The sequence below is a fragment of the Arthrobacter glycogeni genome (genome assembly GCF_054510815.1).
The window spans coordinates 280,027-304,747 of sequence record NZ_JBTNDV010000002.1; the positions used below are offsets into that span (position 1 = coordinate 280,027).

The window sequence follows — 24,721 nt, forward strand, 5'->3', positions numbered from 1 at the left end:
GCGGTGCTGGTAGTGATCATTGCACCCCCGAATTGCCGACGGCTAATACTGTGACTTTTCGGGGGCTCCCGGTACAGATCCGATATAGTCAAGGCTACGGCGATGGATCCCGCCGGGGTATTGCCCGAACCGCCACGCAGGGCTGATGGTTCCTTCCTTTGACACCCGATAGGGGCAGAGCGTTGTGATCCGTCGGCACAGACTGGGCGAACGGTCAGCCGACCCTGCCGCACCTCAACCACACCATCGCCTAACCCTCATTGCCCTGGTCTTCGTTGGTGGAATGGGCGGAACACTCAGTCGGTTCTGGCTGGAGGGGCTCCTTCCCGCTCCGCAGGGCTGGCCACTCCCTACCCTGCTGATCAACCTGAGCGGTTCGTTTCTGCTGGGGTTGCTCCTGGAGTCCCTGCTGCGCACCGGACCGGACCAGGGGAAACGCCGCATGGTGCGGCTGCTGGCGGGCACAGGGTTTCTGGGGGGATTCACCACCTACAGCACCTTCGCGATCGAAACGATCGGGCTGGGAACCGAGGGTGACTACTGGCCGGCGGCCGGGTACGTGGCAGCCAGCCTCCTGGGGGGAATCCTGCTGAGCTTCGCGGGGATCGGACTAGCCGCAGCACTGACCCGCCGCCAAGCCAATCGGGGGTCTACCACTGGAAAGGCCGGCCGGTGAGCGTCCTGGTGGTCCTGCTGATCGGTGCGGCGGGTGGGCTCGGTGCGGTGACCCGCTTCGTACTCGACGGCGTGGTGCGGGCGCGGTTTGCCACGGCCATTCCTTGGGGGACGGTGACCATCAACGTGGTGGGTTCCGGGTTCATGGGGCTCCTCACCGGGTTGGCCCTGGGCGGCGGGGTGTCTCTGGAGCTAGAGCTCGCCGCCGGTGTCGGGTTCCTGGGCGGGTTCACTACCTTCAGCACAGCCAGTGTCGACACGGTGAGGCTGATCCGGAGCGGGCGGGTAGGACGTGGATTGGTCCACGCCATCGGAACGGCGGTGCTCGCCCTGATCGCCGCGGCGGCAGGTATCGCTGCCGGCGCCGTCCTGGTGGGCGCCGGCCTGGCGGGTGGCTAGCGCCCGGAGGCTTCGCGCAGGCGGCAGCCTGCATGGGCCTCATGGGTTTCGATCCACAGCGCAGCGGTCAGTTCTTCACCGAAGTCGAAGGTCCTGGCGCTGCTGGAATCGCCAACCCTCACCACCAGGGGACCCCCAAAAGGTTTGCGTTCCAGAACCTGTACCGGAGCGTCGAGGTCGATGGCTTCCGCAGCGAGGAATCTGAGCAACTCAGGATTTGCGTCGCTGATCCGGGTGATGCGGCCCCGGTGCCCGTCGTCGAGCTCCCGCAGGGGATGAGCGCTCGGCACAGTAATTTTCCCGTCCGCGGTGGGGATCGGATCCCCGTGCGGGTCACGGGACGGATAGCCGAGTTTCCGGTCCAGCCGCTCAATAAAGGTGTCGGACACCGTGTGCTCCAGCAGCTCGGCCTCGTCGTGGACCTCGTCCCACCGGTACCCGAGCTCGCGTACCAGAAACGTCTCCAGGAGACGGTGACGGCGCACCATCGCCAGGGCAAGATGCAGCCCGTCGTCGGTCAGCTCAACCGCGCCGTACGGTTCGTGCCGGGCGAGGCCCAGATCCATGAGTTTGCGGACCATCTCCGAGACCGAGGAGTTGGCTACCGACAGCCGGGACGCCAGCTGCGAGGCGGTGATCGGCCGTTCCTGCCATTCGGTGAAGGAGTAGATGCCCTTGACATAGTCCTGGACGCTCGACGATCCCGCGCTGAGGGCGATAGCTGACCGGCGTACCACCTCAGGCACCACCGAATGGCTGGTGGCTGGCCGGTAGAGGGCGGACAGCCGTTAACGGTCTGGCGGTCAGGGCCATGGTGCGCCGGAGGCGGCGCCGGTTGCCCACCTGCCACAGGACGCCAGTTCGCCGCGCGAACAGGTAAACCAGGACGAAAACGAGCGACTGGGAGAGTACCACTGCGGCGCCGGTCGAGATGTCCAGGTAATAGCTGGCATAGATTCCTGCCACCGAGGCGACGGCGGTGATGGCCGCGGCGAGGATCAGCATCCGATCAAAACTGCGGGTCAGCAGGAAGGCCGTCGCCCCGGGGGTAATGAGCATGGCGACCACCAGGATGATCCCCACCGCCTGCAGGCCGACGACGACGCTCAGCGCCAGCAGGCCCAGCAACAGGGCCGACAGCAGCCGGGTATTGAGCCCGATCACATGCGCGTGGGTCCGGTCGAAGGCGAAGAGGGTGAGGTCGCGGCGTTTGTAGAGCAGGATGGCGAGCGTCAGGACACCCAGAATGACCACCTGCCACAACTCCCCATTGGTGACGCCCAGGACGTTTCCGAACAGAATGTGCATCAGGTCCACCTGGGATGGCGTTCGGGATACGATGGCCAGTCCGACGGCAAACAAGCCGGTGAACACCACCCCAATGACGGTGTCCGATTTGAGCTTAGTGGTCGATTTCACCAGCCCAATCAAGGCCACAGCACCTGCACCGAAGACGAAAGCGCCGATGGAGAACGGGATGCCGATAATGTAGGCAAGGGCGACGCCGGGCAGCACCGCGTGTGAAACGGCGTCGCCCATCAGTGACCACCCCATCAGGATCAGCCAGCAGGACAGCACGGAGGCGACCACCGCCGCGCACACAGTGACGATCAGGGCCCGGGTCAGGAAGCCGTATTGGAGCGGTTCGATGATGAAGGTGAGAAGGTCCATAACGTTGTCCTAGCGTTCGTTCGCTGCTTGTCCCAGGGGAACGCTGGACGGTACGGCGGCCGGCGTCGGGCCGAACGCCAGTGCCAGCTTGTCATGTGTCAGGACGTCCTCGGGTAGCCCGTGGGCGAGGACTCGGTTGTGCAGCAGCACCGCTTCGTCGCACAGTTCCGGGATGCCTGCGAGGTCGTGCGTGGAAATCAGCGCCGTCCGTCCCTCGTCCCTCAGCTCCCGGAGCAGGTCGATCAGGGTTGCCTCGCTGGTCTTGTCGACGCCGGCAAACGGTTCGTCGAGGAGCAGGAGTTGAGCGTCCTGGGCAATGCTGCGAGCCACGAAGGCCCGCTTCTTCTGCCCGCCGGACAGCTCGCCGATCTGGCGGTGGCGTTGCTGGCTCAGCCCAACCCGTTCCAGCGCCTCGTCGACGGCGTCACGGTCGGCCCGATTGGCACGGCGGGACTGCGGCATCCTGCCGTAGCGGCCCATCAGAACGACGTCGCTCACCGATAGCGGGAAGGTCCAGTCAACGTCCTCGGATTGGGGAACATAGGCCACCAGGTTGCTGCGCCGGGCGGTGCGGTGGTCCTTACCGAAGATCGCCACGGCACCGGCCTGTGGCTGGACCAGCCCCATCAGGCATTTGAAGAGCGTCGACTTGCCCGAACCGTTGACCCCGATCAGGCCGCAGATCCGCGCCCTCGCCAGGGTCAGGTTGACATCGGTCAGCGCCATCACCTCGTTGTAACTGACGGTGAGCCCGGCGACGGAGATTGCTGCGACGGGGCCGGCGTCCGTGGACGTGGGGTGTGGGGGAGCGAAGGAGGTCATGAGGTGAGCCCATCAGTAATCATGGCGATGTCGTACCGGAGGAGATCGAGGAAGGTGGGTACCGGACCGGCCGGGCCGGAGAGCGAATCGACATACAGCGGACCGGTCAGGTCGGCGCCCGTGGCCAACGCCACCTGTTCCTGGGCGGACGGGTTGACCGTCGACTCGCAGAATACTGCAGGAACGTGGTTGGCTTCGACGAAGCTGATCACTTCCCTGATCTGGCGGGGAGTTCCCTCGGCGTCCGAGTTGACCGGCCAGATAAACGCCTCGTCGAGTCCGGCGTCCCGCGCCAGGTAGGAAAAGGCTCCCTCACAGGTGACCAGGGCGGGCGTGGACGCATCGGTGAAGGCTGCCCGCAGGTCATCCAGCATGGCCTGCAATTCGGCTTTGATGCGGAGACCGTTGGCCTCGAATTCGGCGGCGTGCGCCGGGCTGAGTTCAGTCAGCGCCGCCACGATGTTGTCGACATAGACCTGCGCGGCGGCGGGTGACATCCAGGCGTGGGGGTTGGGCAGGCCCCGGTATGCGCCGGAACGGATATCGACTGGCTCCACCCCTTGTGAGAGGACAACGTGGGGGGCGTCGACCGAGAGGACGAAGCGCTCGAACCACCGCTCCAGCCCCAGTCCGTTGTCGAGAATCAGGTCGGCGTCCTGCGCGTTGACCAGGTCGGACGGGGTGGGGTCGTAACCGTGGATTTCGGCGCCGATCTTGGTGATGGACTCGACCCGTACCCGTCCTCCACCCACCTGGTCGGTGAGGTCAGCGAGCACACTGAAGGTGGTCAGGACCACGGGTCGGTCATCGTTGTCGGCAGGCCTGGCCAGCGCTGCCGGGCTGGCCCCGCAACCGGCAAGGACCAAAACCGTCAGCGTAGCGAGCGGGATCGAGAATTTCGGCATACCTAAACCTAGCGCAAAGGGGGGCCTAAAAGGTAGGGCTGCGAGGTGGTCACACCCTGGACGCCCGCCAGACATGGGTAAAGTACGGCAATTCCACCGCTGCCTCCGGGGTGAATCCCAGATGTTCGTGGAGGTACCAGTCGAGGTTGGCTTCCACCTTCGCGCGAATCACGGGGCTGGCACGCCGATAGTAGCTCCTGGATTTCGCCAGTTCCACGATGTCCGCCGTGCTCAACGTCTGCGTCCAGCGGGTAGCCAGATGTTCGGGTAGCTCGAAGTCCTCGCCGATGGTCGGCTGATGATCGGGCTTGTAGACATCCCCGGCGTGCATGATCCGGCTGAGCCGGTGCACCCATGAGAGCGAGACATCCAGCTGATTCCAGAGCAGCGCAATGCGGCCGCCTGGAACGAGGATGCGGGCCGCCTCGCTGGCCGCCGCCGCTGGATCGAGCCAGTGCCAGGCCTGGGCAATCGTGACCAGTTGGACCGACGCCGTGGCCAGCCCGGTCGCCTCGGCAGTACCCACCACGGTGGTCACCTGGGGGAGCTTGGTCCGCAGCACGTCAAGCATGTCGCGTGAGGGGTCGACGCCGGTGACGTCCAGTCCGCGCGCCACCAACTCCGCGGTAAAGAGCCCGGTGCCGGCACCGACGTCGGCCGCGGTCAGGGCTCCTGCCGTCAGGACCCAGTCGACGCTAGCTGCCGGGTAGCCGGGCCGGACCCTGTCGTATTGCTCACCGCCGTCGAGGTAGCCGCCGGCAAGGTGGATCCGCCGGGAGGCGTGCAGACGCGGGCCGCCGTGGGGCATGGTGTGGTCTCCTTCGCAGGCCGGGGCGGCCTGCGTCTAGAGCAGGTCGTCCACATCAGGGTTGAGGATTTGCAGCACATCGTTGTGCAACGTGCTGTTGGTGGCCAGCGCGTTGCCGCCGAAGGGGCCGTCAGCGCCCTCAAGGGAGGTGAAGCGTCCGCCGGCCTCGGTGATGATCGGCACCAGCGCCGCCATGTCATAGAGGTTCAGCTCGGGTTCGCAGGCGATGTCGACGGCGCCCTCTGCGACCAGGCAGTAGGACCAGAAGTCGCCGTACGCCCGGCTGCGCCAAACCGCGTCCGTCAGGGTAAGGAATTCCGGCAGGTTGCCGCGTTCCTTCCAACCCGACAGGCTTGAATAGGACAGCGAGGCATCCTCAAGCCGCGACACGTTTGACACCTTGAGCCGGGTTGCTGCGGCCAGCGATTTACCCATGTAGGCGCCGGTACCGGTGGCCGCCCACCAGCGTTTACCCAGGGCGGGGGCGCTGACCAAACCGACAACCGGCTGCCCCTCGTCAACGAGGGAAATCAGGGTGGCCCAGACCGGGACGCCTCGCACAAAGCTTTTGGTGCCGTCGATGGGGTCGATGATCCAGCGGCGTGAGCCAGCGCCGCTGCTGCCGAACTCTTCGCCGAGGACCGCGTCGCGCGGGCGGGCGCGGGAGAGTTGGCCCCGAATTGACTCTTCGGCTGCCTTGTCGGCGTCGGTGACAGGCGTGAGGTCAGGCTTGGTTTCCACCACCAGATCAAGGGCCTTGAATCGCGACATGGTCTGGTCGTCGACAGAATCGGCCATGACGTGGGCAAGGCGCAGATCATCGTTATAACTTTGGCGGTGGTTCATACCTTCAACCTATCGCCTAACGTCGCCATAGTGCGGGATTAAACACCGCAGGACACCGACGGCGGTGGGCCGCTTCGGTGTCCTGCGGGGAGCCGTCCAGTGGGACGGGCTACGTTGAGGGGTTGTCAGATAACGGTGATGTTCTCTGCCTGCGGTCCCTTGGGGCCCTGCGTGGTCTCGAAGTTGACCTTCTGGTTTTCTTCGAGCGCGCGGAATCCGCTGGAGTTGATTGCCGAGAAGTGGGCGAATACGTCCGCGCCGCCGTCGTCAGGAGCAATGAATCCAAAGCCCTTTTCAGCGTTGAACCATTTGACTGTACCTGTTGCCATTTTTCTTATTCCTTGTGTGTGAGAATCCCCCCGTGCTTCGGGGTTCTCGTTGCGATGTCAGCTTGAGGCGCAACACTGCAACTCCTTAAAGCGTATCAGGTCTACTGTTCGCCGAGCTGTTTGGCTTCCTGGGTATTTCCCTTGGGTTCGGGGGCGCTGGCACCCAGCAACCGCCGTAGGGAGGCGAGCCTGACAGGACCCGAGACCCCTGCCGATCCGTCCCGCACCCAGGGGTCCAGGCCGCACTTCACCGCGAGCCGGTCATGCCGGCAGCCTCGCGCACAATCGGCGGTGCCGGGCTCAAGGTCTGGGAACGCCTGAAGAATCCGGTCAGGATCAACATGGGCGAGGCCGAACGAGCGAATCCCGGGGGTATCGATGATCCACGTTCCTGGCAGGGAATCTCCTGCCTTCAAGGCGACCGCCGACGACGACGTGTGCCGCCCGCGCCCGGTCACGGCGTTGACCCCGCCGGTGGCACGGTTGGACCCGGTCAGCGCGTTGACCATTGTGGACTTTCCCACCCCCGAGTGGCCCAGCAGCACACTGACCTTGCCATCGAGGTGGGACCGCAGCTGACTCACTGCATCGCCGAGGAGCCGGGCGGACAGTCCGTCATCCGAGGTGCTGTCGATCCCGTCGGCATCGGTAGCGGTCCGGCTGATGATGACCGGCAGGTCCAGGTGTCGGTAGTTATCGAGCAGCTCGGTGGGGTCCCGCAGATCAGACTTGGTGACGCAGAGGATCGGCTGGATGCCAGCGTCGTAGGCCGCTACCAGCGCCCGGTCGATGAATCCTGTCCTTGGTTCCGGGTTGGCTGCCGCCACGACGATGACCAGCTGGTCGGCGTTGGCGACCACTGCGCGCTCCACCGGATCGGTGTCGTCGGCGCTGCGACGCAGCAGGGTTCGGCGCTCCTCCACCCGGACCAGGCGTGCCAGGGCGTCCGGCCCTCCGGAGAGGTCGCCCACCAGGGCCACCAGGTCACCGGCGACCACCGGAGTCCGGCGTAGCTCCCGGGCCCGGGCGGCAATGACGATCCGCTCGTCTAGGGCGTCCTCGTCGACGACTGCTGTGTAGCGCCCACGGTCGACCGTAACGATCCTGCCGGTGACGGCGTCGTCGTAGGCGGGCCGTTCCTTGGTGCGGGGCCGGGTGCCCTTCTTGTTGGGCCGGACCCTGATATCTGATTCGTCCCACGACCTGGACCCTCCACGGTTGCCTCCAGTGGCCACGTCAGCACCCGTTGGAGGGGTCGGTCTGGCCAGTCAGTGGGTGGCCGGTCGCGGCGAGATCGGCCCACAGGTCAGGGAACTGCGGCATGGTCTTGGCGGTGGTGCCGATGTTCTCGACCTCCACCCCCGACACAGCGAGGCCGAGGATGGCGCCCGCCGTCGCCATCCGGTGGTCCTCATAAGTCCTGAAGAGTCCGTCGTGCAGTGGCGCAGGCCTGATGGCTAACCCGTCGGCGGTCTCGGTCACGTCACCGCCCAGCCGGTTGATTTCGGTGGCGAGTGCTTTCAGGCGATCGGTTTCGTGGCCGCGCAGGTGGGCGATGCCGGTGAGGACCGACGGCGAGTCAGCCAGCGCGCAGAGGGCCGCGACTGTCGGGGCCAGTTCGCTGGTATCGGCGATCGCGGCACCCCGGATGCGGGAGCCGCCAGTCACCGTCAGGGTGCCTCCGGTAAGGTTCACATCGGCGCCGAGTGTCGTCAGGATCTGTCGCCACTGGTCGCCCACCTGGGTGGTGCCCATCGGCCAGTTGGGGATTCGCACGGTGCCCGCAGTGACCAGCGCCGCGGCGAGGAACGGTCCGGCGTTGGAGAGATCCTGTTCGATCCGCACGTCGAAGGCGCTGATGGGTCCGGGGGACACCTTCCATTGGTTGGGGACAGAGTCATCAACCTCAACCCCCACCTCCCGCAGGACCTTCACCGTCATGGCGATGTGGTCGAGGCTGGGAACCGGGGGTCCCACATGTTCGAGGTGGAGTCCTTTGGTGAAGCGCGCACCGACCAGCAGCAGGGCGGAGACAAACTGCGAAGAGGCGCTCGCATCGACGACCAGCCTGCCGCCGGGGATGACCCCGGTACCGGTGACCGAGAAGGGCAACAGCGGCTCGCCGTCGTCGTCGACGATGATCCCGAGTCCGCGGAGCGCCTGGAGCACAGCGCCCATCGGTCGCTGCCGGGCGTGGGGGTCGCCGTCGAAGGATGTGGTTCCCCGCCGCAGGGCGGCGAGCGGCGGGACGAACCGCATCACGGTGCCCGCCAGCCCACAGTCAATTGACGTGTCATTGGCTACGGCGAAGTCGACGGGCGTCACCAGCAGGTCAGGGCCGAACGCGCCATCCCCGGCAACCTCGGTGCAGTCGGCGCCCAAGGCCCTGAGCGCGTTGACCATCAGGACCGAATCACGGGAGATCAGTGGCGCCCTCAGCCGCGACGGACCGTCGGCCAGTGCGGCAAGAATCAGGAACCGGTTGGTCAGTGACTTCGAGCCGGGTACCTGGACTGTCGCATCGACCGGCGAGGTCGCGCGGGGTGCCCGCCAATGCGACAGTTCCATGGGGGTCACTGTGGTGCTAGCCCACCAGGTCGGAGGCAGTCTTGCGAACCGACTTGTTGGCCTTCTTCAGCTGCTTCTCGGTGTCCCGCGCAATGGTCTTCGTGCTCTTGCGGGTGTCGTGGCTGAAGGCCTTGGCATTGCGCTTCGCGTCGGAGGCGAAGTGCTCGGCGCGCCAGGCGAGACCTGGTCGCCCGTTGGTGTCCACGGAGGCCAACAGTACGGCGCCGATCAGTGACACGTTCTTCAGAAGCTGGTTCCGTCGGCTCTTCCGTGCCTCAGCAGTGGACGAGTCGGCCGACTTGAAGTCGACAAGGGTGTTAAGGCCAGCCGTGCCGACCAGCACGAGGGCCGCCAACCGGGAGAAACGCCCGATCCCGAGTAAAGCTGCAGCGCCAACCTGCGCCGCCCCGAGCGCCTGTGCGACGACCTTCTCGTTAGCTGTTACCGATGCCGCCGAGGGAACCGCCCTGTTGATGCGGTCGAGGGTAGGACGGAGCTGGGTGCCAGCGGCCTCGGCGTTCCGCAGCCGGTCGATCCCGGCTACCACGAACGAACTGGCGAGCATTGGGCGGGCTAGTACGCGAACAAGGGTCATGATTGCCTCCTGGCTGTGGATTGATTGGGAACCTGAGTCCTAGTTTTGCACTTTTAATTTGGTAAGGCGACATGGGTAACTGGGATGCGGCCTCAAAGTGTCGTGCCAGAGGCGTTATCCCGCACCCTTGGTCGGAATAACCGGACTAGGCCATCGGTTATGCACATCAGACAGCGAATAGAACGACCAACCACGTGAACGACGGAGAGGCGGATGATGACGGCAACAGCCCCAACAGTCAGTAAGACGCCCGATTTCCAGCTGAGGGTAACACCAGTGCGGCCAGCGGGAGCCGGGCGCGTAGACTTTTCCTCAATGAATACAACAGCCGCGGCAGGCAGTGCCCCAGTCGAAGACGATCAGCTGGATGTGTCAACTGAATCGGATGCGGATCGCAAAGTCCGCTTCGAGCGCGATGCCATGCAGTATGTGGATCAGCTGTACTCGGCTGCCATGAGGATGGCACGCAACCCGGCTGATGCCGAGGACCTGGTGCAGGAGGCCTACACCAAGGCGTTCTCGGCGTTCCACCAGTACAAGCCCGGCACCAATCTGAAGGCCTGGCTGTACCGCATCCTCACCAACACGTATATCAACCTGTACCGGAAGCGTCAGCGGGAGCCGTTGCAGTCTCACTCTGACACGATCGAGGACTGGCAGCTTGCCAAAGCAGCTGAGCACACTCCCACCGGCCTGCGGTCGGCCGAGGTGGAAGCGCTGGACCATCTCCCCGATTCGGACGTCAAGCAGGCGCTGCAGGCCATCCCGGAAGAGTTCCGGCTGGCCGTGTACTTCTCCGATGTGGAGGGGTACGCGTACAAAGAAATATCGGAGATTATGAACACGCCGATTGGCACGGTCATGTCGCGGCTGCACCGGGGGCGCAAGCTGTTGCGGGAACTGCTGGCCGAATACGCTCATGATCGCGGCCTGGGTGTCGCGAAGGTGGCGGCGGGCAGTGGCGCGGCAAAGACACAGGAGAGTGGAAAATGAGCGATTGCCAGAGCCTTGGCGACTGCGCCGATTCCCGGATCGAGCGCCTGTATGACTACCTCGATGGGGCCTTATCGCATGACGACCTCGTGGAGATCAAGAACCACCTGGAGGATTGCCCCGACTGCGCCGAGGAGCACGACCTTGAGTGTGTCATCCGTTCGGTGGTGAAGCGGTCCTGCACCGAGGTGGCACCAGCCACCCTGAAGACCAGTATCCTGGACCGGATCAGCCAGCTCAAAACCGCCGAGCACTGACGCTCGGAACAAAGAAGGGAGCCCCCGCAGCCGATGATCGGCTGCGGGGGCTCCCTTCTTGCTGCTAGCCCGACTGCTCAGGCGTTGGGGCGCTTACCGTGGTTAGCGCCACCCTTCTTGCGGTCGCGCTTCTTGCGTGCTCGCTTGCTCATGGCTGCCTCCTTGCTTCTAAAGTATTTTGATCTGCCATCCAGTCTCCCACACTTCGGCGGGCTGCCCCTAAACCGCCGATGTTCCGGCCCGGGCCTTCGGTCCTAGGATGGAAGGACCCGAACTGAAGGAGTACCACGTGACCCGCGCTGTATACGTTGACTCGTTTTCCGCAGAGGACCCCCTGAACGGTCTGGTTATTGGTGACCTGGCTGCCAGCGACCCGCCCGACGGATACCGTCGGGTCACCGTCCGGGCCTCCGCTCTGAACCACCATGATCTGTGGTCCCTCAAGGGGGTGGGCCTCGGCGCGGACAAGCTGCCGATGATCCTCGGCTGCGACGCCGCGGGTGTGGACGACGACGGCAATGAGGTCCTGGTGCATGGAGTCATTTCCAGCCCCGGCTGGGAGGGGGACGAAACCCTCGACCCCCGGCGCACCCTACTGTCCGAGAAGCTGCCGGGCGCCATGGCCGACGTCGTGTGGGTGCCAGAGCGCAACCTCGTTCCCAAGCCCCCCGAGTTGAGCTTCGAGGAGGCGGCGTGCCTGCCCACCTCCTGGTTGACCGCGTACCGGATGCTGTTCACCGTCTCACCCGCCGCCCCCGGATCCACCGTCCTGGTGCAGGGGGCGGGCGGAGGTGTCGCTACCGCCCTCATCGCGATGGCCAGCGCAGCCGGTTTCCGGGTCTGGGCGACCAGCCGGAGTACGGCCAAGCAGGAACGTGCGCTGGACCTGGGCGCCGCTGCCGTGTTCGACGTCGGAGCGCGCCTGCCGGAGCGGGTCGACGTCGTCTTTGATTCGGTGGGCGACGCCACCTGGGCACACTCACTAAAGTCGTTGAAGCCTGGCGGGGCGGTGGTGACCTGCGGTGCCACCAGCGGCCCGGCTCCCAGCGCCGACCTGAACCGGGTGTTCTTCCTGCAACTGAGAGTCCTGGGCTCCACCATGGGCACCCGTGAGGAACTGATCAGGCTCACCCGGTTCCTCGTTGCCACCGGCGTGCGGCCCACAATCGATGAGGTGTTCGCCCTCGATCAGGCCGAAAAGGGTTTCCGGAAGATGCTCAACGGGGAAGTATTCGGGAAGATCGTCTTCAGACACCAACCCGGGGCTGCGGGCTAATCGTCGTCGCCGTCTTCCGACTCGCCGTCCTCCTGGTCACCGTCTTCCTGCTGCTGTTCCTGGTTCTGGTCCTCGCCATTCGTAGTGTCGCAGCCTACGAGGAAGAAGGCGGTGAGGAGGAAGGCGGCGGCTGAAACTTTTTTCATGGGGGTGGTCTTCATGTCTGCAGTGTCCGTTTCATAGTCGTTTAGCTGGATAGCGGTGTTACTCGGGCGCGGGGACTTCCAGCCATTGGAACCAGCCGCGATGGAGGACCAACCAGGCCATCAGACCATAGCCGGCCTGGCCCGGGCCGCCGCCATTGGCTGCGAGGTCGCTGCGCCATTGTTCATGGGCCTGCAGAGGAGTGAACGTGTCAACATAGACGTGCTTCCGGCGCGTGGTGACGTCGGCGAAGGCTGCCGAGAGGTCGGCGAGCCTGCGGTTCCGTTCGGCGTCGAGCCCTGGGGGAGGCCCCACCACCAGAACCTTGATGCTCATGTGGGCCGCGCCGTCGAGAATGTTGGCGAGGTTGAGCCGGCTGCGCGCTGTTGAGAGATCGAGGTCGAGGTCCCGGTCAGACAGACCAATCACCAGCCTGTTTTCGAATCCCTCACCAAACCGCCGCCCGCTTTCCTGTAGCCACCGGTTGGCGAGTGCCTCGGTGCCCTCTGTGGGCGCCGCCAGGGTGAAGGCTTGCAGCGCCACACCGTCGGGGGCGGTCCGGGCGAGGACACGGCCAAACCAGCCAAGCGCGCGGGGATCGCCAAGGCCTGCTAGCAGTTCGTCACCTACGGCTGCGAGCCGGATTCTGCGTTGTTCCACTGGTTGGTTACCTTTGTCCGCTCATTATTTTGCCATTCGTTTAGCCACTAAGATCCGAGGTTCGGACCTAGCTCAAAAAAACTAGTGGGTGGGGTGCGCCGGCACCCCACCCAACATCATACGTACCTGCCAGCCCGACAGGTGCTACCTGCGTTCGAATGCCTTCTTCACCAGGATCTCCTGCTCCACGGCGTGGCGCTTGGCCGAACCGGTCGCAGTCGACGCAGAGGCTGGACGGGATGCCAGCCGCAGCGTCCGGTCGAGATGTTCAGGAAGGTTCAAGCCAATAAACGGCCAAGGTCCCTGGTTCGCTGGTTCGTCCTGAGCCCATACAAGGTCAGCGTTCGGGTACGTGCCGACGGCTGCCTTGATCGCCTCAACTGGAAGGGGTGCGAGTTGCTCCACCCTGATAATCGCAGTCTTCTGGTCATCGGTCTTCTGACGTGAGGCCAGCAGATCGTAGTACAGGCGTCCGGACACGAGGATCACATGATCGACGTCGCTGGCGTTGGCTTCCTGCTTGTCCGGGATCACCGGAAGGAAGGTGCCGGTGGTAAAGTCCTCAACCGAGCTAGCCGCAGCCTTCAGCCGGAGCAGTTGCTTCGGAGTGAAAACGATCAGCGGCTTGCGCGGCCTGGTGTACGCCTGGCGGCGCAGGAGGTGGAAGTGGGACGCAGCGGTAGTCGGGTTGGCCACCACCATGTTGTCCTCGGCGCACATCTGCAGGAAGCGTTCAATGCGGGCCGACGAGTGGTCAGGACCCTGCCCCTCGTAGCCGTGCGGCAGCATCAGCACCAGCGACGACCGCTGGCCCCACTTCTGCTCGGCAGAGCTGATGAACTCGTCGATGATGGTCTGGGCACCGTTGACGAAGTCACCGAACTGCGCTTCCCACAGGACCAGCGCGTCAGGACGTTCCACCGAGTAGCCGTATTCGAAGCCCATCGCTGCGTATTCCGACAGCAGCGAATCATAGATCCAGAACCTTGCCTGCGCTTCGCTGAGGTCGTCAAGCGGCAACCATTCTTCGCCGGTCGCCCGGTCGTGGAACACCGCGTGCCGCTGCACGAAGGTTCCCCGGCGGGAGTCCTGGCCCGCCAGCCGGACCGGAACACCCTCCATCAGGAGAGACCCGAACGCTACCAGCTCGCCGAAACCCCAGTCGATACCGCCCTCGCGAGACATCTGTTCGCGCTTGTCGAGCAGGGCCTTCAGCTTCGGGTGCACAGTGAAGTTTTCGGGGATTGCGGTGTGGACCTTGCCGATGTGGGCGAGGGTCTCAGGAGTGATTGCTGTGCTCGCCGGAACACCCACGCCGGTATCGGACTGCTGCGACATGGGACGCTCGATGTCCGATACCGCTGCAGCGTCCTTGGTGACGATCGGGATGGGCGATGTCTGGGCGGCATGCGTCTCAGCGAAGACCCGCTCCAGGCGCTCCTGGTAGTCCCGCAGCGCCTGCTCCGCCTCATCCTGGCTGATGTCACCACGACCGATCAGAGCTTCGGTGTAAAGCTTGCGCACTGAGCGTTTCGCCTCGATGAGGTTGTACATCATGGGCTGGGTCATCGACGGATCGTCGCCCTCGTTGTGCCCACGACGGCGGTAGCACACCATGTCGATTACAACGTCCTTGTTGAACTTCTGCCGGAACTGGTAGGCGAGCTGGCCCACGCGGACCACTGCCTCCGGGTCGTCGCCATTGACGTGGAAGATCGGCGCCTGCACCATCTTCGCCACATCGGTGGAGTACACCGAGGACCGCGACGACGTGGGGGAGGTGGTGAACCCCACCTGGTTGTTCACGATGATGTGGATGGTGCCGCCGGTCCGATAGCCCCTGAGCTGGGAGAGGTTCAGCGTCTCTGCGACAACACCCTGGCCTGCGAAGGCCGCATCGCCGTGGATCTGGACGGGGAGGACAGGGAACGCGTCGCCCATGTCAAGCCGGTCCTGTTTGGCCCTGACGATGCCTTCCAGCACCGAATCCACCGCCTCCAGGTGGGAGGGGTTGGCTGCGAGGTAAATCTTGGTCTCGTTGCCGCTCTCGGACGTGAACGTGCCCTCGGTGCCGAGGTGGTACTTCACATCACCCGAACCCTGGACCGAGCGTGGGTCCTGAGTGCCCTCGAATTCGCGGAAGACCTGGCCGTAGGTTTTCCCGGCAATGTTCGTCAGCACGTTCAGGCGGCCCCGGTGCGCCATCCCAATGGCCACTTCGTCGAGGCCGTCGTCGGCGGCGTTGGAGATGATCGAATCAAGCAGCGGGATGAGCGACTCGCCACCCTCAAGGGAGAAACGCTTCTGCCCCACGAACTTGGTCTGGAGGAACGTCTCGAATGCTTCAGCAGCGTTGAGCTGGTGCAGGACGCGCATCTGCTCCTCGCGGCTGGGCTTGGAGTAGGAGTGCTCCAGTTCGTCCTGGAACCACTGTCGCTCCTCAGGGTCCTGGATGTGCATGTATTCGATGCCGGTGGTGCGGCAGTAGGCGTCGCGCAGAACGCCGAGGATGGTGCGGAACTTCAGCATCGGCTTGCCGCCGAACCCGCCGGTGGGCCACTCACGGTCCAGATCCCACAGGGTGAGGCCGTGGGTCCGCACATCGAGGTCGGCGTGCTTGCGCTGTACGTATTCAAGCGGGTTCGTGTCGGCCATCAGGTGGCCGCGAACCCGGTACGCATGGATCAGTTGCTGGATGCGGGCGACCTTGTTGATCTCGTCCATCGGGTCGACCTGAATGTCCGCGCTCCACCGGACCGGCTCGTAAGGAATCCGGAGGGCTTCGAAGATCTCGTCGTAGAAGCCTTGCTCACCGAGCAGCAGCTGGTGGATGATCCGCAGGAACTCTCCACTGCCCGCACCCTGGATGACGCGGTGGTCGTAGGTGGAGGTCAGCGTGATGGTCTTGCTGATCGCGTGCTGCGCCAGGGTTTTCTCGCTGGAGCCCTGGAACTCGGCCGGGTACTCGAGGGCGCCGGCACCGATGATGCAGGCCTGGCCCTTGGACAGGCGTGGCACCGAGTGGACGGTACCGATTCCGCCCGGGTTGGTCAGCGAGACCGTGGTGCCCGCATAGTCGTCGGCGCCGAGCTTGCCGCCGCGTGCCTTCTTGACCAGATCCTCATACGCATGCCAGAAGTCCGAGAAGTTCATCGTTTCGGCCATCTTGATGTTCGGGACCACCAGCAGGCGGGATCCGTCAGGTTTCGGCATGTCAATGGCGAGACCGAAGTTGACGTGTGCGGGCTGGACTGCGGAGGGCTTGCCGTCGACGACGTCGTAATAGACGTTCTGCGAGGGGAACTGGGCCAGCGCACGAATGATGGCGTAGCCGATCAGATGGGTAAACGACACTTTTCCGCCGCGGGAACGGGCTAGATGGTTGTTAATGACCACACGGTTATCAATCAGAAGCTTCGCGGGAATCGCGCGAACACTAGTGGCGGTGGGAACCGTCAGGCTGGCGTCCATGTTGGTGGCGATCGCCTTGGCTGGCCCACGAAGGACCTTGACCGTGTCTTCGTCCATGTCGGTGCTGCGGTCGGACTTGGGAAGCTGGGCGGGTATCGGCGTCGCCGACGGCTTCTCGGTTTTGGCGTTGTCTGACGGTTTGGCCGCGGGGTTCTCGGCTTTTTCCTGGGCTGCCTTCTCCAGGGCCCGATCAGCGTTGTCCTCCGCCTCAATGGCAGCCGGGGAGTGCGTCTCCTTGGGAACCGGCGGCTTTGCCGACTCCTCAAAGCTGGCAGGGGACTCGCCGGAGGACTTGGGGGCGCTCGCTTCAGTGTTGACTACGGGGAGTTCGCGGGTGGCCGGGTTGTGGCCAAGCTCGCCGCTGCTGTTGTGGACGCCGCTGGTGTCGTTCTGCACGGCGGAGCGCGGTGCGGTGTGGCGGCCGTTTTCGGCCTCAGAGTCCTCTGCCGTGAATGAATCGAACAGCTTCCACCATTTCTTGTCAACGGAATTCCGGTCCCGCTGGAACTGCTCGTACAGCTCATCGACAAGCCACTCGTTTCCACCGAATTCTTCAGGTAGGCGGTGGTTCGGTTGTTCTGGCACTAGTAATACGCCTCTTCCGTAAGTTGCCCTGAGCCCGGTGTGGAAAGTCTGCAGCGGTGTTCAACGCGAAACAAAACTGTATACAGACCCGCTGCCAGTCTAATGACAGTCGCGGGTAACAAGCCAATCCCTTAAATGTCCTAAGTGTCAGGGAAGCACCTAGACTTTTCAGGAAGCCAATCCAGGAGCAACACCATGCGTTTTATCAATCAGCCGGCCACCGATCTCACCTATTCGGACGTGTTTTTGGTCCCGTCCGCGTCGGAGGTGGTCTCCCGTTTCGATGTGGACCTTTCCAGCGACGATCTGACCGGGACGACCATCCCTTTGGTCGTGGCCAACATGACGGCCGTGACCGGGCGGCGCATGGCGGAGACGGTGGCCCGCCGGGGTGGTCTTGCTGTCCTGCCGCAGGACATCCCCTCCGGGGTGATCGCTGAGGTAACGCACTGGGTGAAGAGCCGGCATGCCGTGTACGAGACCCCGCTCAAGCTGCAGCCAGGGAACACGGTGATCGACGCGCTGCACCTGATCAATAAACGGTCCCACGGCGCAGTGATGGTGGTTGATGAACAGAACAGCTGCATCGGGATTGTCCGGTCGTCAGACTGTGAGGGGGTTGACCGGTTTGCCTCCCTGGAATCGGTGATGCGCACCAGTTTCGTCACCTTCGAATCGTCCCGGTTCGTCGGTGATGTCGACGCCGGACTGCAGCGTGCCTTCGAGGAATTGGACGCCGCAAGCACCAGTCTCGCCCCCGTCTCCCACGCTGGTGAACTGCTGGGGGTGCTGACCCGCAAGGGTGCCCTCCGATCGACGATTTATCGGCCGGCCCTTGACCTCAATGGGTCGCTCCGGGTTGCGGCGGCAATGGGCATCAACGGCGACGTCGAAGCCAAGGCTGTCGAGTTGTTGGACGCCGGGGTGGACGTTTTGGTGGTCGACACCGCCCACGGGCACCAGCGGAAAATGCTCGACGCGTTGAAGGTTGTCCGTGCGGTCGCCAACGGGGTATCCCGTCCGGTGCCCATCGTGGCGGGTAACGTGGTGAGCGCCGGCGGTGTCCGTGATTTGGTGGCGGCGGGCGCCTCCATCGTCAAGGTCGGCGTCGGGCCCGGTGCCATGTGCACCACCCGCATGATGACCGCGGTGGGGAGGCCCCAGTTTTCGGCGGTACGGGAGTGCTCGGAGGCGGCGCGCGAACTCGGGGCGCAGGTCTGGGCCGACGGCGGAGTGCGGTACCCCCGCGATGTGGCGTTGGCGCTGGCGGCTGGCGCCAGCCAGGTGATGATCGGATCCTGGTTCGCCGGAACCTATGAGAGCCCCGGGGACCTGCAGACGGACAGCAGCGGAAGACAATATAAGGAGAGCTTCGGCATGGCCTCGGCCCGGGCGGTCCAGAACCGGACGCTGGGCGACGACGTCTTCGCACGAGCCCGGAAGGGGTTGTTCGAGGAAGGCATCTCGACGTCGAAAATGTACCTTGACCCGGCCCGCCCCGGGGTGGAGGACCTACTGGACCTGATTACCGCTGGTGTGCGCAGCTCGATGACCTATGCCGGGGCGCGGAGCCTCGCCGAGTTCAGAGAGAACGCGGTGGTGGGTGTGCAGTCGGCCGCCGGCTACGAAGAGGGCAGGCCACTTCCGCAAAGCTGGTAGCAGCGAAGCTGGTGTGCGCGGGTCCCTGATGTAAACTGGAGGTCTTATGGACAGTTCCTCTAGGGGCCGGCCTTCGATGCGTGCGCAGCGGGTTTCCGCGGCACGGTCGACGTGCGCCGGCAGACCCCGCACCAGTGCCCATCATCTCCTCGCACCAGTCATGAGCCCCGTCGAACCGGACGCCAGCGGGTCACGCGTTTCGGGTGTTCGCTCAGCCGAACCGCTATCGGAGCCTTCTAGATCGGGGTTACCCGGTTATTCGCGTCGCTTGTCCCGCGACCAGGATCGTAGTGCCCGGACGGCGGTGAGTGCCGGATGGAAATCTACTTCCTGATAGCGGGTGTCCTCCTGGTCCTCGGCACCGGATTCTTCGTCGCCGTTGAGTTCTCCCTCGTTGCTTTGGACCAAACCTACGTTCAGCGTGCCGTCGACAATGGAGACAAGGGCGCAGTGCCCCTGCTCAAGTGCCTGAAATCCCTGTCGACGCAGCTCTCGAGCTGCCAGCTCGGCATCACTCTTACTACCCTGCTGACCGGCTATGTCATGGAGCCGTCGGTTGGTCGCCTGATCCAGGGTCCGTTGACAGCGCTCGGCATCCCTGATGCGATCCTCGGGACGGTATCGCTTGTCATTGCGATGACCCTCGCCACCCTGCTCTCAATGCTCATCGGCGAACTGGTGCCGAAAAACCTCGCCATCGCCCTCCCGTTCAAGATCGGCAAGCTACTCGCGCGTCCACAACTGATCTTCACGGGAGTCTTCAAACCGGCGATCATCGTGTTGAACGGCTTCTCCAACCGCGTGCTGAATCTGTTTGGGTTGGAGGCCAAGGAGGAGATTTCCGGTGCGCGGACTCCCTCGGAGCTCTCTTCTCTGGTTCGCCGATCGGCTGAGATGGGTACTCTGGACGCCGGCACGGCCAACTTCCTGGCACGGACTTTCAGTTTCTCCGAGCGGACCGCCGCCGATGTGATGACTCCACGGATCAGGATGGAAACCATCGAATCGGATCAAAGCGTCGCAGACGTCGTCGACCTAGCCCGACGGACCGGATTCTCCCGGTTCCCGCTGATCGCCGATTCACCCGATGATATTCGTGGCGTAGTCCACGTCAAGAAAGCGGTGGCTGTGCCGCGCAGCAAGCGTGTGGGTCTTCCGGCCGGCACCATCATGACCGAAGTCCTGCGCGTTCCGGAGACGGTCCACCTGGACTCTCTGCTGGCGGAACTGCGCGAGGCAAACCTTCAGCTGGCAGTTGTGCTCGACGAGTACGGCGGAACGGCCGGCGTCGTCACCCTTGAGGACCTGGTCGAAGAAATTGTCGGCGAGGTTGCCGATGAGCACGACAAGCTGAAGCCGGGGGTGCTGCAGAGCGCCTCTGGTAACTGGTTCTTCCCTGGTCTGATGCGGCCCGACGAGGTCACCGACCAGATTCCGCACCTCTCGGTGCCTGATGAAGCCGGCTACGAAACGGTAGCCGGGTACATCATGGCCCAGCTGGGTCGGATTGCTACCCCTGGCGACCGGGTTGACGTGCCCGGTGGCGTCCTCGAGGTGGAGCGCATGGACGGTCGACGGATCGACCGGGTCAGCTTTATCCCCATGCAGCCGATTGATGAGACTGGCGGAGTCACACCCGCCGCGATGGAAGGTCAGCGATGAGCGACTGGGCTGGAATTGTCTGGCTGATTGTTCTGCTGATTGGCAATGCCTTCTTTGTGGGCGCCGAATTTGCGATCATGTCGGCGCGGCGCAGCCAGATTGAACCTCTGGCTGACGAAGGCTCGAAGCGGGCTAAAACCACACTGTGGGCGATGGAGCATGTCTCCCTGATGCTCGCCTGTGCGCAGTTGGGCATCACCGTCTGCTCGCTGCTGATCCTCCAGGTGGCCGAGCCGGCCATCCATCACCTGCTCGTGGTGCCGCTGGAATCGGTGGGTATCCCCGCGGGGCCGGCTGACATCATTGCGTTTGCGATCGCTTTGCTGATCGTGACCTTCCTACACGTGACCTTCGGCGAAATGGTCCCGAAGAACATCTCGGTCTCTGTTGCCGATAAGGCTGCGCTACTGCTGGCCCCACCACTGGTGATGATTGCCCGGATAGTGAACCCCATTATTGGGTCGCTGAACTGGTTGGCAAACCATATCCTGCGAGCTATGCGGGTGGAGCCGAAGGATGAGGTGACCTCATCCTTCACCCTGGAGGAAGTCCAGTCGATCGTGCAGGAGTCCACCCGCCACGGGCTTGTCGACGACGGCTCGGGATTGATCTCGGGTGCCCTGGAGTTCTCCGGTCAGACGGCCGGCACTGTCATGGTGCCGCTTGGCGAGCTGGTCAGCGTCAGTACCAATTCCACCCCCGCCGACTTTGAGAAGGCAGTGGGGCGGACAGGTTTCTCCCGTTTTGTCTTGATGGATGAGAACGACGTCCTGACCGGTTACATGCACCTCAAGGACATCATGTCCATCTCGGAGGAGATGTATTCCAAACCGATCACCGAGAACAAGGTGCGAACCTTGGCGAACCTGAACCTTGACGACGAAATCGAGACGGCTCTGAGCACCATGCAACGCACCGGTTCGCACCTGGCTCGGGTGCTCGGTCCGGACGGGGCAACTCACGGCGTCCTGTTTCTTGAGGACGTGATCGAGCAGCTGATCGGTGAAATCCGGGATGCAACGCAGAATCAGGGCCATCGTCGTACCGGCACCAGCGTGGAAGCAGTCGCAGTGGACCACAGCTCCCGGTAGCCGGCAATCCGTCGCGACATGCGAATGATTCGCGTTTGCGTTAGACTCGGCAGTAGGGGATTGAATCCGGGTTTCATCCACACGTAGATCGAGGGACACATGCGACGGCTTTCCACAACGACAGGGCTGGCCGGAGTTGCCGCCATGGCGCTTACGCTGACCGGGTGCGGGCAATCGGAGGGCGGAAACGCTGCCGCCGGCACCCCGGAGGACAGCATTCAGGTTGTCGCCTCCACAAACGTCTATGGCGATATTGCGCAGACCATTGGTGGCGGTAGTGTCTCGGTCACCTCGATTGTGGATAGCTTGTCGCAGGATCCCCATTCCTATGAGGCAACAGTCCAGGACAAGCTGGTGGTGTCCGAGGCGCAGCTCCTGATCGGGAACGGAGGCGGTTATGACCCGTTCCTGAAACGGCTGGCCGACGAGGTGGAGGTTGATCGCGAATTTGTCATCTCGGCAGTCAGCATCGCCGGCTTCGAGGAGGAGGGGGAAGGCGAGCATGAGGGCGAAACTGAGGAAGAACACGCAGCGCACGGCTCGTTCAACGAACACGTTTGGTATGACCTGGCTGCAATGGGAGCCGTCGCTGAAGAGATAGGCGCCAAACTCTCGAAAATCGACCCCGACAATGCCGAAACCTACAACACCAATGCCGAAGAATTCACGGCTGGTATCACCACGCTGACCGACCGGCTCACCGACATCAGCGGCGCCACACCTGGCCAGACGGTTGCTATTACCGAACCGGTCCCGGTGTATCTCCTCGAAGCTGCGGGGTTGGAGAACATCACACCAGGTGACTACAGCGAGGCAATCGAGGAGGGCTCGGATGTGTCGGTAGCTGTCCTGAACGAAATGACAACCCTCATGGAAGATGAATCGCTCGCGTTCCTTGCCTATAATGAGCAAACGGAAAGTCCCCAGACCCAGACCGTTCGCGACGCGGCGGACGCGGCAGGGGTGGACATCGTCAACTTCACCGAGACGGTGCCCGATGGGGCAGACTTCCTGTCCTGGATGACCTCAAATGTGGACGGCATCGAAAGTGTGCTCAACCCCTGATCAACGGTTGATGGAAACGCCACCCCACCCTGACTTTTTGCTGGAGATGAACCAACTGGCTTCGACCCATGACACCTCCACCAGGGAGCGCACGGTCGCCGAACCGGTGGTCAGGCTGCGGTCGGCATCCCTCTCGTTTGGCGACCGAATCCTCTGGCGCGACCTCGACCTCGACATCCGGAAGGGTGAGTTCTTCGCCGTGCTCGGGCCCAACGGGTCAGGCAAAACCAGCCTCCTGAAGGTGCTGCTCGGCCTTCAGCAACTGGACTCCGGGTCGGCAACAATCAACGGATCCGAGGTGCATCGCGGCAGCCGCGAGATCGGCTACATTCCCCAGCAAAAGTCCTTTCCACCGGAAACCCCGCTCCGGGCACGCGACCTCGTCGGGCTCGGCGTCGACGGTCACCGCTGGGGCCTGCGGTGGAGGGGCAGGGACTACACCGCCACAGTCGACGCGCTGCTGGACAAGGTGGGTGCCTCCTCTTACGCCGACGCGCCGGTAGGGCGGCTGTCCGGGGGAGAGCAACAGCGGCTGCGGGCGGCGCAGGCACTCGCCACCAACCCGCAAGTACTTCTCTGCGATGAGCCGCTGCTCTCGCTGGACCTGCACCACCAGCAGGCGGTCAGCGGTCTCATCAACGATCAGTGCCGCGACAACGACTCAGCTGTCGTCTTTGTGACCCACGAGATCAACCCCGTGATCGACTACGTCGATCGGGTACTCTATCTCGCCGGCGGACAATTCAGGGTTGGCCCGCCCGATGAAGTGATGACCAGCGAGGTGCTCTCCGAGCTGTACAACAGCAACGTCGAGGTGCTGCACAGCAAGGGGCGGATCATCGTCGTCGGGCTCCCCGATGACACCACCCACCACCACGCGGAAGGACACTGACAGTGGACCTGCAGGAGATCTTCACCGCGATGTTCAATTTTGACAACTACACTGACCTCCTTCCCCTGGTGCAGAATTCGCTGTGGGCGGGAGCCGTGCTCGGTCTGCTCGGTGGACTGATCGGCACCTTCGTGATGATGAGGGATCTCGCGTTCGCGGTGCACGGCATCGCCGAGCTGTCCTTTGCTGGCGCGGCGTTCGCGCTGCTCATCGGCGCCAACGTGATCTACGGGTCGCTGGTGGGGTCGGTGCTTGCCGCGCTGCTGCTGGGCGTCATGGGGATCAGGGCCCGGGACCGGAATTCGATCATTGGGGTGATCATGCCCTTCGGCCTCGGCCTGGGCATCCTCTTCCTTGCCCTCTACGAGGGCAGGGCAGCCAACAAGTTTGGCCTGCTGACCGGGCAGATCGTGTCGGTCGACGACGTCCAGCTTTCCCTGCTGGCAGGATGCGCGGTAGCAGTGATGGTGGCACTGCTGGCTATCTGGCGGCCGCTCACTTTTGCCAGCGCCGACGCCGACCTGGCGGAAGCGCGTGGGGTGCCAGTGCGCGGGCTGTCCATCGTCTTCATGTTCCTGCTCGGCGTGTCGGTGGCGCTGTCCATCCAGGTGGTCGGCGCGCTGCTGGTGCTTGCCCTGCTGATTACGCCCGCTGCGGCGGCGCTGAAGGTGACGTCATCGCCCAGGATTGTGGTGTTGCTCAGCGTGGTCTTCGCGTGCGTCTCGGTGGTGGGAGGGATTCTCCTGGCACTGGGCGGGCGAATCCCGATCAGCCCCTACGTGACAACCATTTCCTTTCTGATCTACCTTCTCTGCCGGGGGATCAGCTGGCAGCGGGGCCGTCGCACGGCGTCGACCACATCTGTCCCGGTGCTGGTGCGCCCGGTCTAACCGGAGGCCTGTTCGGCGGAGCAGGCCGGGCAGAGACCGTAGATTTCCACTGTGTGGGCGACCGCGGTGTAGCCATGTTCCTCGGCGATGCGAGCCGCCCACTTCTCGACAGCTGGCGCCTCAATCTCGACGGCTCGCCCGCAGTTCCGGCAGAGCAAATGGTGGTGGTGGTGGGGTGCATCGCATCGTCGATACACGGCCTCGCCCTCGCCGTTCCGCAGGACATCGACCAGGCCATCCTCGGACATTGATTGTAGGATCCGGTAGGTAGTGGCAAGGGATACGGCGTGCCCTGCAGTATGCAGCAGGCGATGAAGTTCCTGGGTACTGACAAAATCATCGAGGTCATCGAGCGCAGCGCTGACCGCAAGACGCTGTTTGGTGACCCGCTGCTCTGAGCCTCTACGGGCTGCCGGTTCTGCTACTGGTGACACTGGTGAATCCGCTCCTGACGGCGT

Annotated in this window: 26 protein-coding genes and 1 riboswitch; of the genes, 11 read left to right on the top strand and 15 right to left on the bottom strand. The window is 63.8% G+C overall.

Translation table 11 applies throughout. The annotated features are described in order from the left end of the window. Nucleotides 1–89: 89 nt before the first annotated feature. A riboswitch (Fluoride riboswitch) is annotated at nucleotides 90–162 on the top strand. 22 nt (nucleotides 163–184) lie between these two features. Both ACX80G_RS03510 and ACX80G_RS03515 read left to right on the top strand, forming a co-directional pair. Next, nucleotides 185–676 carry a fluoride efflux transporter FluC gene (locus ACX80G_RS03510; RefSeq protein ID WP_459305626.1) on the top strand — a complete coding sequence of 164 codons (492 nt, stop codon included), beginning with the start codon at nucleotides 185–187 and terminating at the stop codon, nucleotides 674–676. Further along, complete coding sequence (locus ACX80G_RS03515) at nucleotides 673–1,074, top strand: fluoride efflux transporter FluC (RefSeq protein WP_459305628.1); 402 nt, start codon at nucleotides 673–675, stop codon at nucleotides 1,072–1,074. The genes ACX80G_RS03510 and ACX80G_RS03515 overlap by 4 nt, the downstream gene beginning before the upstream one ends. Here ACX80G_RS03515 and ACX80G_RS03520 read toward each other — a convergent pair. From ACX80G_RS03520 to ACX80G_RS03565, 10 genes are all read right to left on the bottom strand, one after another. Further along, entirely contained in the window at nucleotides 1,071–1,793 is a 723-nt protein-coding gene (locus ACX80G_RS03520) for a metal-dependent transcriptional regulator (RefSeq protein WP_459305725.1), read from the bottom strand. The genes ACX80G_RS03515 and ACX80G_RS03520 overlap by 4 nt on opposite strands. A gap of 19 nt (nucleotides 1,794–1,812) precedes the next feature. Next, nucleotides 1,813–2,745: a metal ABC transporter permease gene (locus ACX80G_RS03525; RefSeq protein WP_459305629.1), complete on the bottom strand. Its 933-nt coding sequence runs from the start codon at nucleotides 2,743–2,745 to the stop codon at nucleotides 1,813–1,815. A 9-nt stretch (nucleotides 2,746–2,754) separates the two neighbouring features. After that, nucleotides 2,755–3,567 carry a metal ABC transporter ATP-binding protein gene (locus ACX80G_RS03530; protein WP_459305630.1) on the bottom strand — a complete coding sequence of 271 codons (813 nt, stop codon included), beginning with the start codon at nucleotides 3,565–3,567 and terminating at the stop codon, nucleotides 2,755–2,757. Continuing rightward, entirely contained in the window at nucleotides 3,564–4,472 is a 909-nt protein-coding gene (locus ACX80G_RS03535; RefSeq protein WP_459305632.1) for a metal ABC transporter substrate-binding protein, read from the bottom strand. Before ACX80G_RS03535 ends, ACX80G_RS03530 begins: the two co-directional genes overlap by 4 nt. Before the next feature lie 49 nt (nucleotides 4,473–4,521). Beyond that, a complete protein-coding gene (locus ACX80G_RS03540) occupies nucleotides 4,522–5,280 on the bottom strand; it encodes a class I SAM-dependent methyltransferase (RefSeq protein ID WP_459305633.1) in 759 nt (252 codons plus the stop codon). A 36-nt stretch (nucleotides 5,281–5,316) separates the two neighbouring features. Next, a complete protein-coding gene (gene hisN, locus ACX80G_RS03545; protein WP_459305634.1) occupies nucleotides 5,317–6,126 on the bottom strand; it encodes a histidinol-phosphatase in 810 nt (269 codons plus the stop codon). Between the two features lie 125 nt (nucleotides 6,127–6,251). Further along, complete coding sequence (locus ACX80G_RS03550) at nucleotides 6,252–6,455, bottom strand: cold-shock protein (RefSeq protein WP_019483099.1); 204 nt, start codon at nucleotides 6,453–6,455, stop codon at nucleotides 6,252–6,254. A gap of 101 nt (nucleotides 6,456–6,556) precedes the next feature. Beyond that, nucleotides 6,557–7,690: a ribosome small subunit-dependent GTPase A gene (rsgA, locus tag ACX80G_RS03555; protein WP_459305635.1), complete on the bottom strand. Its 1,134-nt coding sequence runs from the start codon at nucleotides 7,688–7,690 to the stop codon at nucleotides 6,557–6,559. Between the two features lies 1 nt (nucleotide 7,691). Continuing rightward, complete coding sequence (aroA, locus tag ACX80G_RS03560; RefSeq protein ID WP_459305636.1) at nucleotides 7,692–9,023, bottom strand: 3-phosphoshikimate 1-carboxyvinyltransferase; 1,332 nt, start codon at nucleotides 9,021–9,023, stop codon at nucleotides 7,692–7,694. Between the two features lie 16 nt (nucleotides 9,024–9,039). Next, a complete protein-coding gene (locus ACX80G_RS03565; RefSeq protein WP_459305638.1) occupies nucleotides 9,040–9,618 on the bottom strand; it encodes a DoxX family protein in 579 nt (192 codons plus the stop codon). 213 nt (nucleotides 9,619–9,831) lie between these two features. Between ACX80G_RS03565 and ACX80G_RS03570 the strand changes: the two genes are divergently transcribed. Then, nucleotides 9,832–10,611 (top strand): sigma-70 family RNA polymerase sigma factor, encoded by a 780-nt coding sequence (locus tag ACX80G_RS03570; RefSeq protein ID WP_459305640.1) that lies wholly within the window; start codon nucleotides 9,832–9,834, stop codon nucleotides 10,609–10,611. Further along, nucleotides 10,608–10,868: a mycothiol system anti-sigma-R factor gene (gene rsrA / locus ACX80G_RS03575; RefSeq protein ID WP_459305641.1), complete on the top strand. Its 261-nt coding sequence runs from the start codon at nucleotides 10,608–10,610 to the stop codon at nucleotides 10,866–10,868. Before ACX80G_RS03570 ends, rsrA begins: the two co-directional genes overlap by 4 nt. A 77-nt stretch (nucleotides 10,869–10,945) precedes the next feature. Here the strand turns inward: rsrA and ACX80G_RS03580 are convergent, their stop codons facing one another. Next, nucleotides 10,946–11,020, bottom strand: coding sequence for a 50S ribosomal protein bL37 (locus tag ACX80G_RS03580; protein ID WP_116778527.1), 75 nt, complete (start codon nucleotides 11,018–11,020; stop codon nucleotides 10,946–10,948). Nucleotides 11,021–11,157: 137 nt separating this feature from the next. Between ACX80G_RS03580 and ACX80G_RS03585 the strand changes: the two genes are divergently transcribed. Then, nucleotides 11,158–12,144 carry a zinc-binding dehydrogenase gene (locus ACX80G_RS03585; protein WP_459305642.1) on the top strand — a complete coding sequence of 329 codons (987 nt, stop codon included), beginning with the start codon at nucleotides 11,158–11,160 and terminating at the stop codon, nucleotides 12,142–12,144. On the opposite strand, the gene ACX80G_RS03590 is transcribed toward ACX80G_RS03585, so the two are convergent. The 3 genes from ACX80G_RS03590 to ACX80G_RS03600 all read right to left on the bottom strand — a co-directional run bounded on the left by ACX80G_RS03590 (nucleotide 12,141) and on the right by ACX80G_RS03600 (nucleotide 17,004). Beyond that, nucleotides 12,141–12,305, bottom strand: coding sequence for a hypothetical protein (locus ACX80G_RS03590; RefSeq protein ID WP_459305644.1), 165 nt, complete (start codon nucleotides 12,303–12,305; stop codon nucleotides 12,141–12,143). The genes ACX80G_RS03585 and ACX80G_RS03590 overlap by 4 nt on opposite strands. A gap of 43 nt (nucleotides 12,306–12,348) precedes the next feature. After that, the gene (locus ACX80G_RS03595; RefSeq protein WP_459305645.1) at nucleotides 12,349–12,948 is read right to left on the bottom strand and encodes a GDSL-type esterase/lipase family protein; all 600 of its coding nucleotides are present in this window, start codon (nucleotides 12,946–12,948) and stop codon (nucleotides 12,349–12,351) included. Between the two features lie 144 nt (nucleotides 12,949–13,092). Next, nucleotides 13,093–17,004, bottom strand: coding sequence for a multifunctional oxoglutarate decarboxylase/oxoglutarate dehydrogenase thiamine pyrophosphate-binding subunit/dihydrolipoyllysine-residue succinyltransferase subunit (locus tag ACX80G_RS03600; RefSeq protein ID WP_459305646.1), 3,912 nt, complete (start codon nucleotides 17,002–17,004; stop codon nucleotides 13,093–13,095). 195 nt (nucleotides 17,005–17,199) lie between these two features. On the opposite strand from ACX80G_RS03600, the gene guaB1 reads away from it, so the two are divergent. The 6 genes from guaB1 to ACX80G_RS03630 all read left to right on the top strand — a co-directional run bounded on the left by guaB1 (nucleotide 17,200) and on the right by ACX80G_RS03630 (nucleotide 24,263). Continuing rightward, entirely contained in the window at nucleotides 17,200–18,663 is a 1,464-nt protein-coding gene (guaB1, locus tag ACX80G_RS03605) for a GMP reductase (protein WP_459305648.1), read from the top strand. Between the two features lie 315 nt (nucleotides 18,664–18,978). Beyond that, nucleotides 18,979–20,325 (top strand): hemolysin family protein, encoded by a 1,347-nt coding sequence (locus tag ACX80G_RS03610; protein WP_459305649.1) that lies wholly within the window; start codon nucleotides 18,979–18,981, stop codon nucleotides 20,323–20,325. Further along, nucleotides 20,322–21,416: a hemolysin family protein gene (locus tag ACX80G_RS03615; RefSeq protein WP_459305650.1), complete on the top strand. Its 1,095-nt coding sequence runs from the start codon at nucleotides 20,322–20,324 to the stop codon at nucleotides 21,414–21,416. Before ACX80G_RS03610 ends, ACX80G_RS03615 begins: the two co-directional genes overlap by 4 nt. A gap of 99 nt (nucleotides 21,417–21,515) precedes the next feature. Next, nucleotides 21,516–22,481: a metal ABC transporter solute-binding protein, Zn/Mn family gene (locus ACX80G_RS03620; RefSeq protein ID WP_459305652.1), complete on the top strand. Its 966-nt coding sequence runs from the start codon at nucleotides 21,516–21,518 to the stop codon at nucleotides 22,479–22,481. 46 nt (nucleotides 22,482–22,527) lie between these two features. Then, complete coding sequence (locus ACX80G_RS03625) at nucleotides 22,528–23,373, top strand: metal ABC transporter ATP-binding protein (protein ID WP_459305727.1); 846 nt, start codon at nucleotides 22,528–22,530, stop codon at nucleotides 23,371–23,373. Nucleotides 23,374–23,402: 29 nt separating this feature from the next. Next, complete coding sequence (locus ACX80G_RS03630) at nucleotides 23,403–24,263, top strand: metal ABC transporter permease (protein ID WP_459305728.1); 861 nt, start codon at nucleotides 23,403–23,405, stop codon at nucleotides 24,261–24,263. Here the strand turns inward: ACX80G_RS03630 and ACX80G_RS03635 are convergent. Then, complete coding sequence (locus ACX80G_RS03635; RefSeq protein WP_459305654.1) at nucleotides 24,260–24,697, bottom strand: Fur family transcriptional regulator; 438 nt, start codon at nucleotides 24,695–24,697, stop codon at nucleotides 24,260–24,262. The genes ACX80G_RS03630 and ACX80G_RS03635 overlap by 4 nt on opposite strands. Nucleotides 24,698–24,721: the final 24 nt, after the last annotated feature.

Bases quoted from the DNA above. Each gene is read 5' to 3' on its own strand.
- ACX80G_RS03525 (WP_459305629.1), bottom strand. From the start codon at position 2,745: ATGGACCTTCTCACCTTCATCATCGAACCGCTCCAATACGGCTTCCTG.
- ACX80G_RS03620 (WP_459305652.1), top strand. From the start codon at position 21,516: ATGCGACGGCTTTCCACAACGACAGGGCTGGCCGGAGTTGCCGCCATG.
- ACX80G_RS03630 (WP_459305728.1), top strand. From the start codon at position 23,403: ATGTTCAATTTTGACAACTACACTGACCTCCTTCCCCTGGTGCAGAAT.
- ACX80G_RS03590 (WP_459305644.1), bottom strand. From the start codon at position 12,305: ATGAAGACCACCCCCATGAAAAAAGTTTCAGCCGCCGCCTTCCTCCTC.
- guaB1 (WP_459305648.1), top strand. From the start codon at position 17,200: ATGCGTTTTATCAATCAGCCGGCCACCGATCTCACCTATTCGGACGTG.
- hisN (WP_459305634.1), bottom strand. From the start codon at position 6,126: ATGAACCACCGCCAAAGTTATAACGATGATCTGCGCCTTGCCCACGTC.
- ACX80G_RS03565 (WP_459305638.1), bottom strand. From the start codon at position 9,618: ATGACCCTTGTTCGCGTACTAGCCCGCCCAATGCTCGCCAGTTCGTTC.
- ACX80G_RS03535 (WP_459305632.1), bottom strand. From the start codon at position 4,472: ATGCCGAAATTCTCGATCCCGCTCGCTACGCTGACGGTTTTGGTCCTT.
- ACX80G_RS03550 (WP_019483099.1), bottom strand. From the start codon at position 6,455: ATGGCAACAGGTACAGTCAAATGGTTCAACGCTGAAAAGGGCTTTGGA.
- ACX80G_RS03530 (WP_459305630.1), bottom strand. From the start codon at position 3,567: ATGACCTCCTTCGCTCCCCCACACCCCACGTCCACGGACGCCGGCCCC.
- ACX80G_RS03570 (WP_459305640.1), top strand. From the start codon at position 9,832: ATGATGACGGCAACAGCCCCAACAGTCAGTAAGACGCCCGATTTCCAG.
- ACX80G_RS03610 (WP_459305649.1), top strand. From the start codon at position 18,979: ATGGAAATCTACTTCCTGATAGCGGGTGTCCTCCTGGTCCTCGGCACC.
- aroA (WP_459305636.1), bottom strand. From the start codon at position 9,023: ATGGAACTGTCGCATTGGCGGGCACCCCGCGCGACCTCGCCGGTCGAT.
- ACX80G_RS03540 (WP_459305633.1), bottom strand. From the start codon at position 5,280: ATGCCCCACGGCGGCCCGCGTCTGCACGCCTCCCGGCGGATCCACCTT.
- ACX80G_RS03625 (WP_459305727.1), top strand. From the start codon at position 22,528: ATGAACCAACTGGCTTCGACCCATGACACCTCCACCAGGGAGCGCACG.
- rsrA (WP_459305641.1), top strand. From the start codon at position 10,608: ATGAGCGATTGCCAGAGCCTTGGCGACTGCGCCGATTCCCGGATCGAG.
- ACX80G_RS03615 (WP_459305650.1), top strand. From the start codon at position 20,322: ATGAGCGACTGGGCTGGAATTGTCTGGCTGATTGTTCTGCTGATTGGC.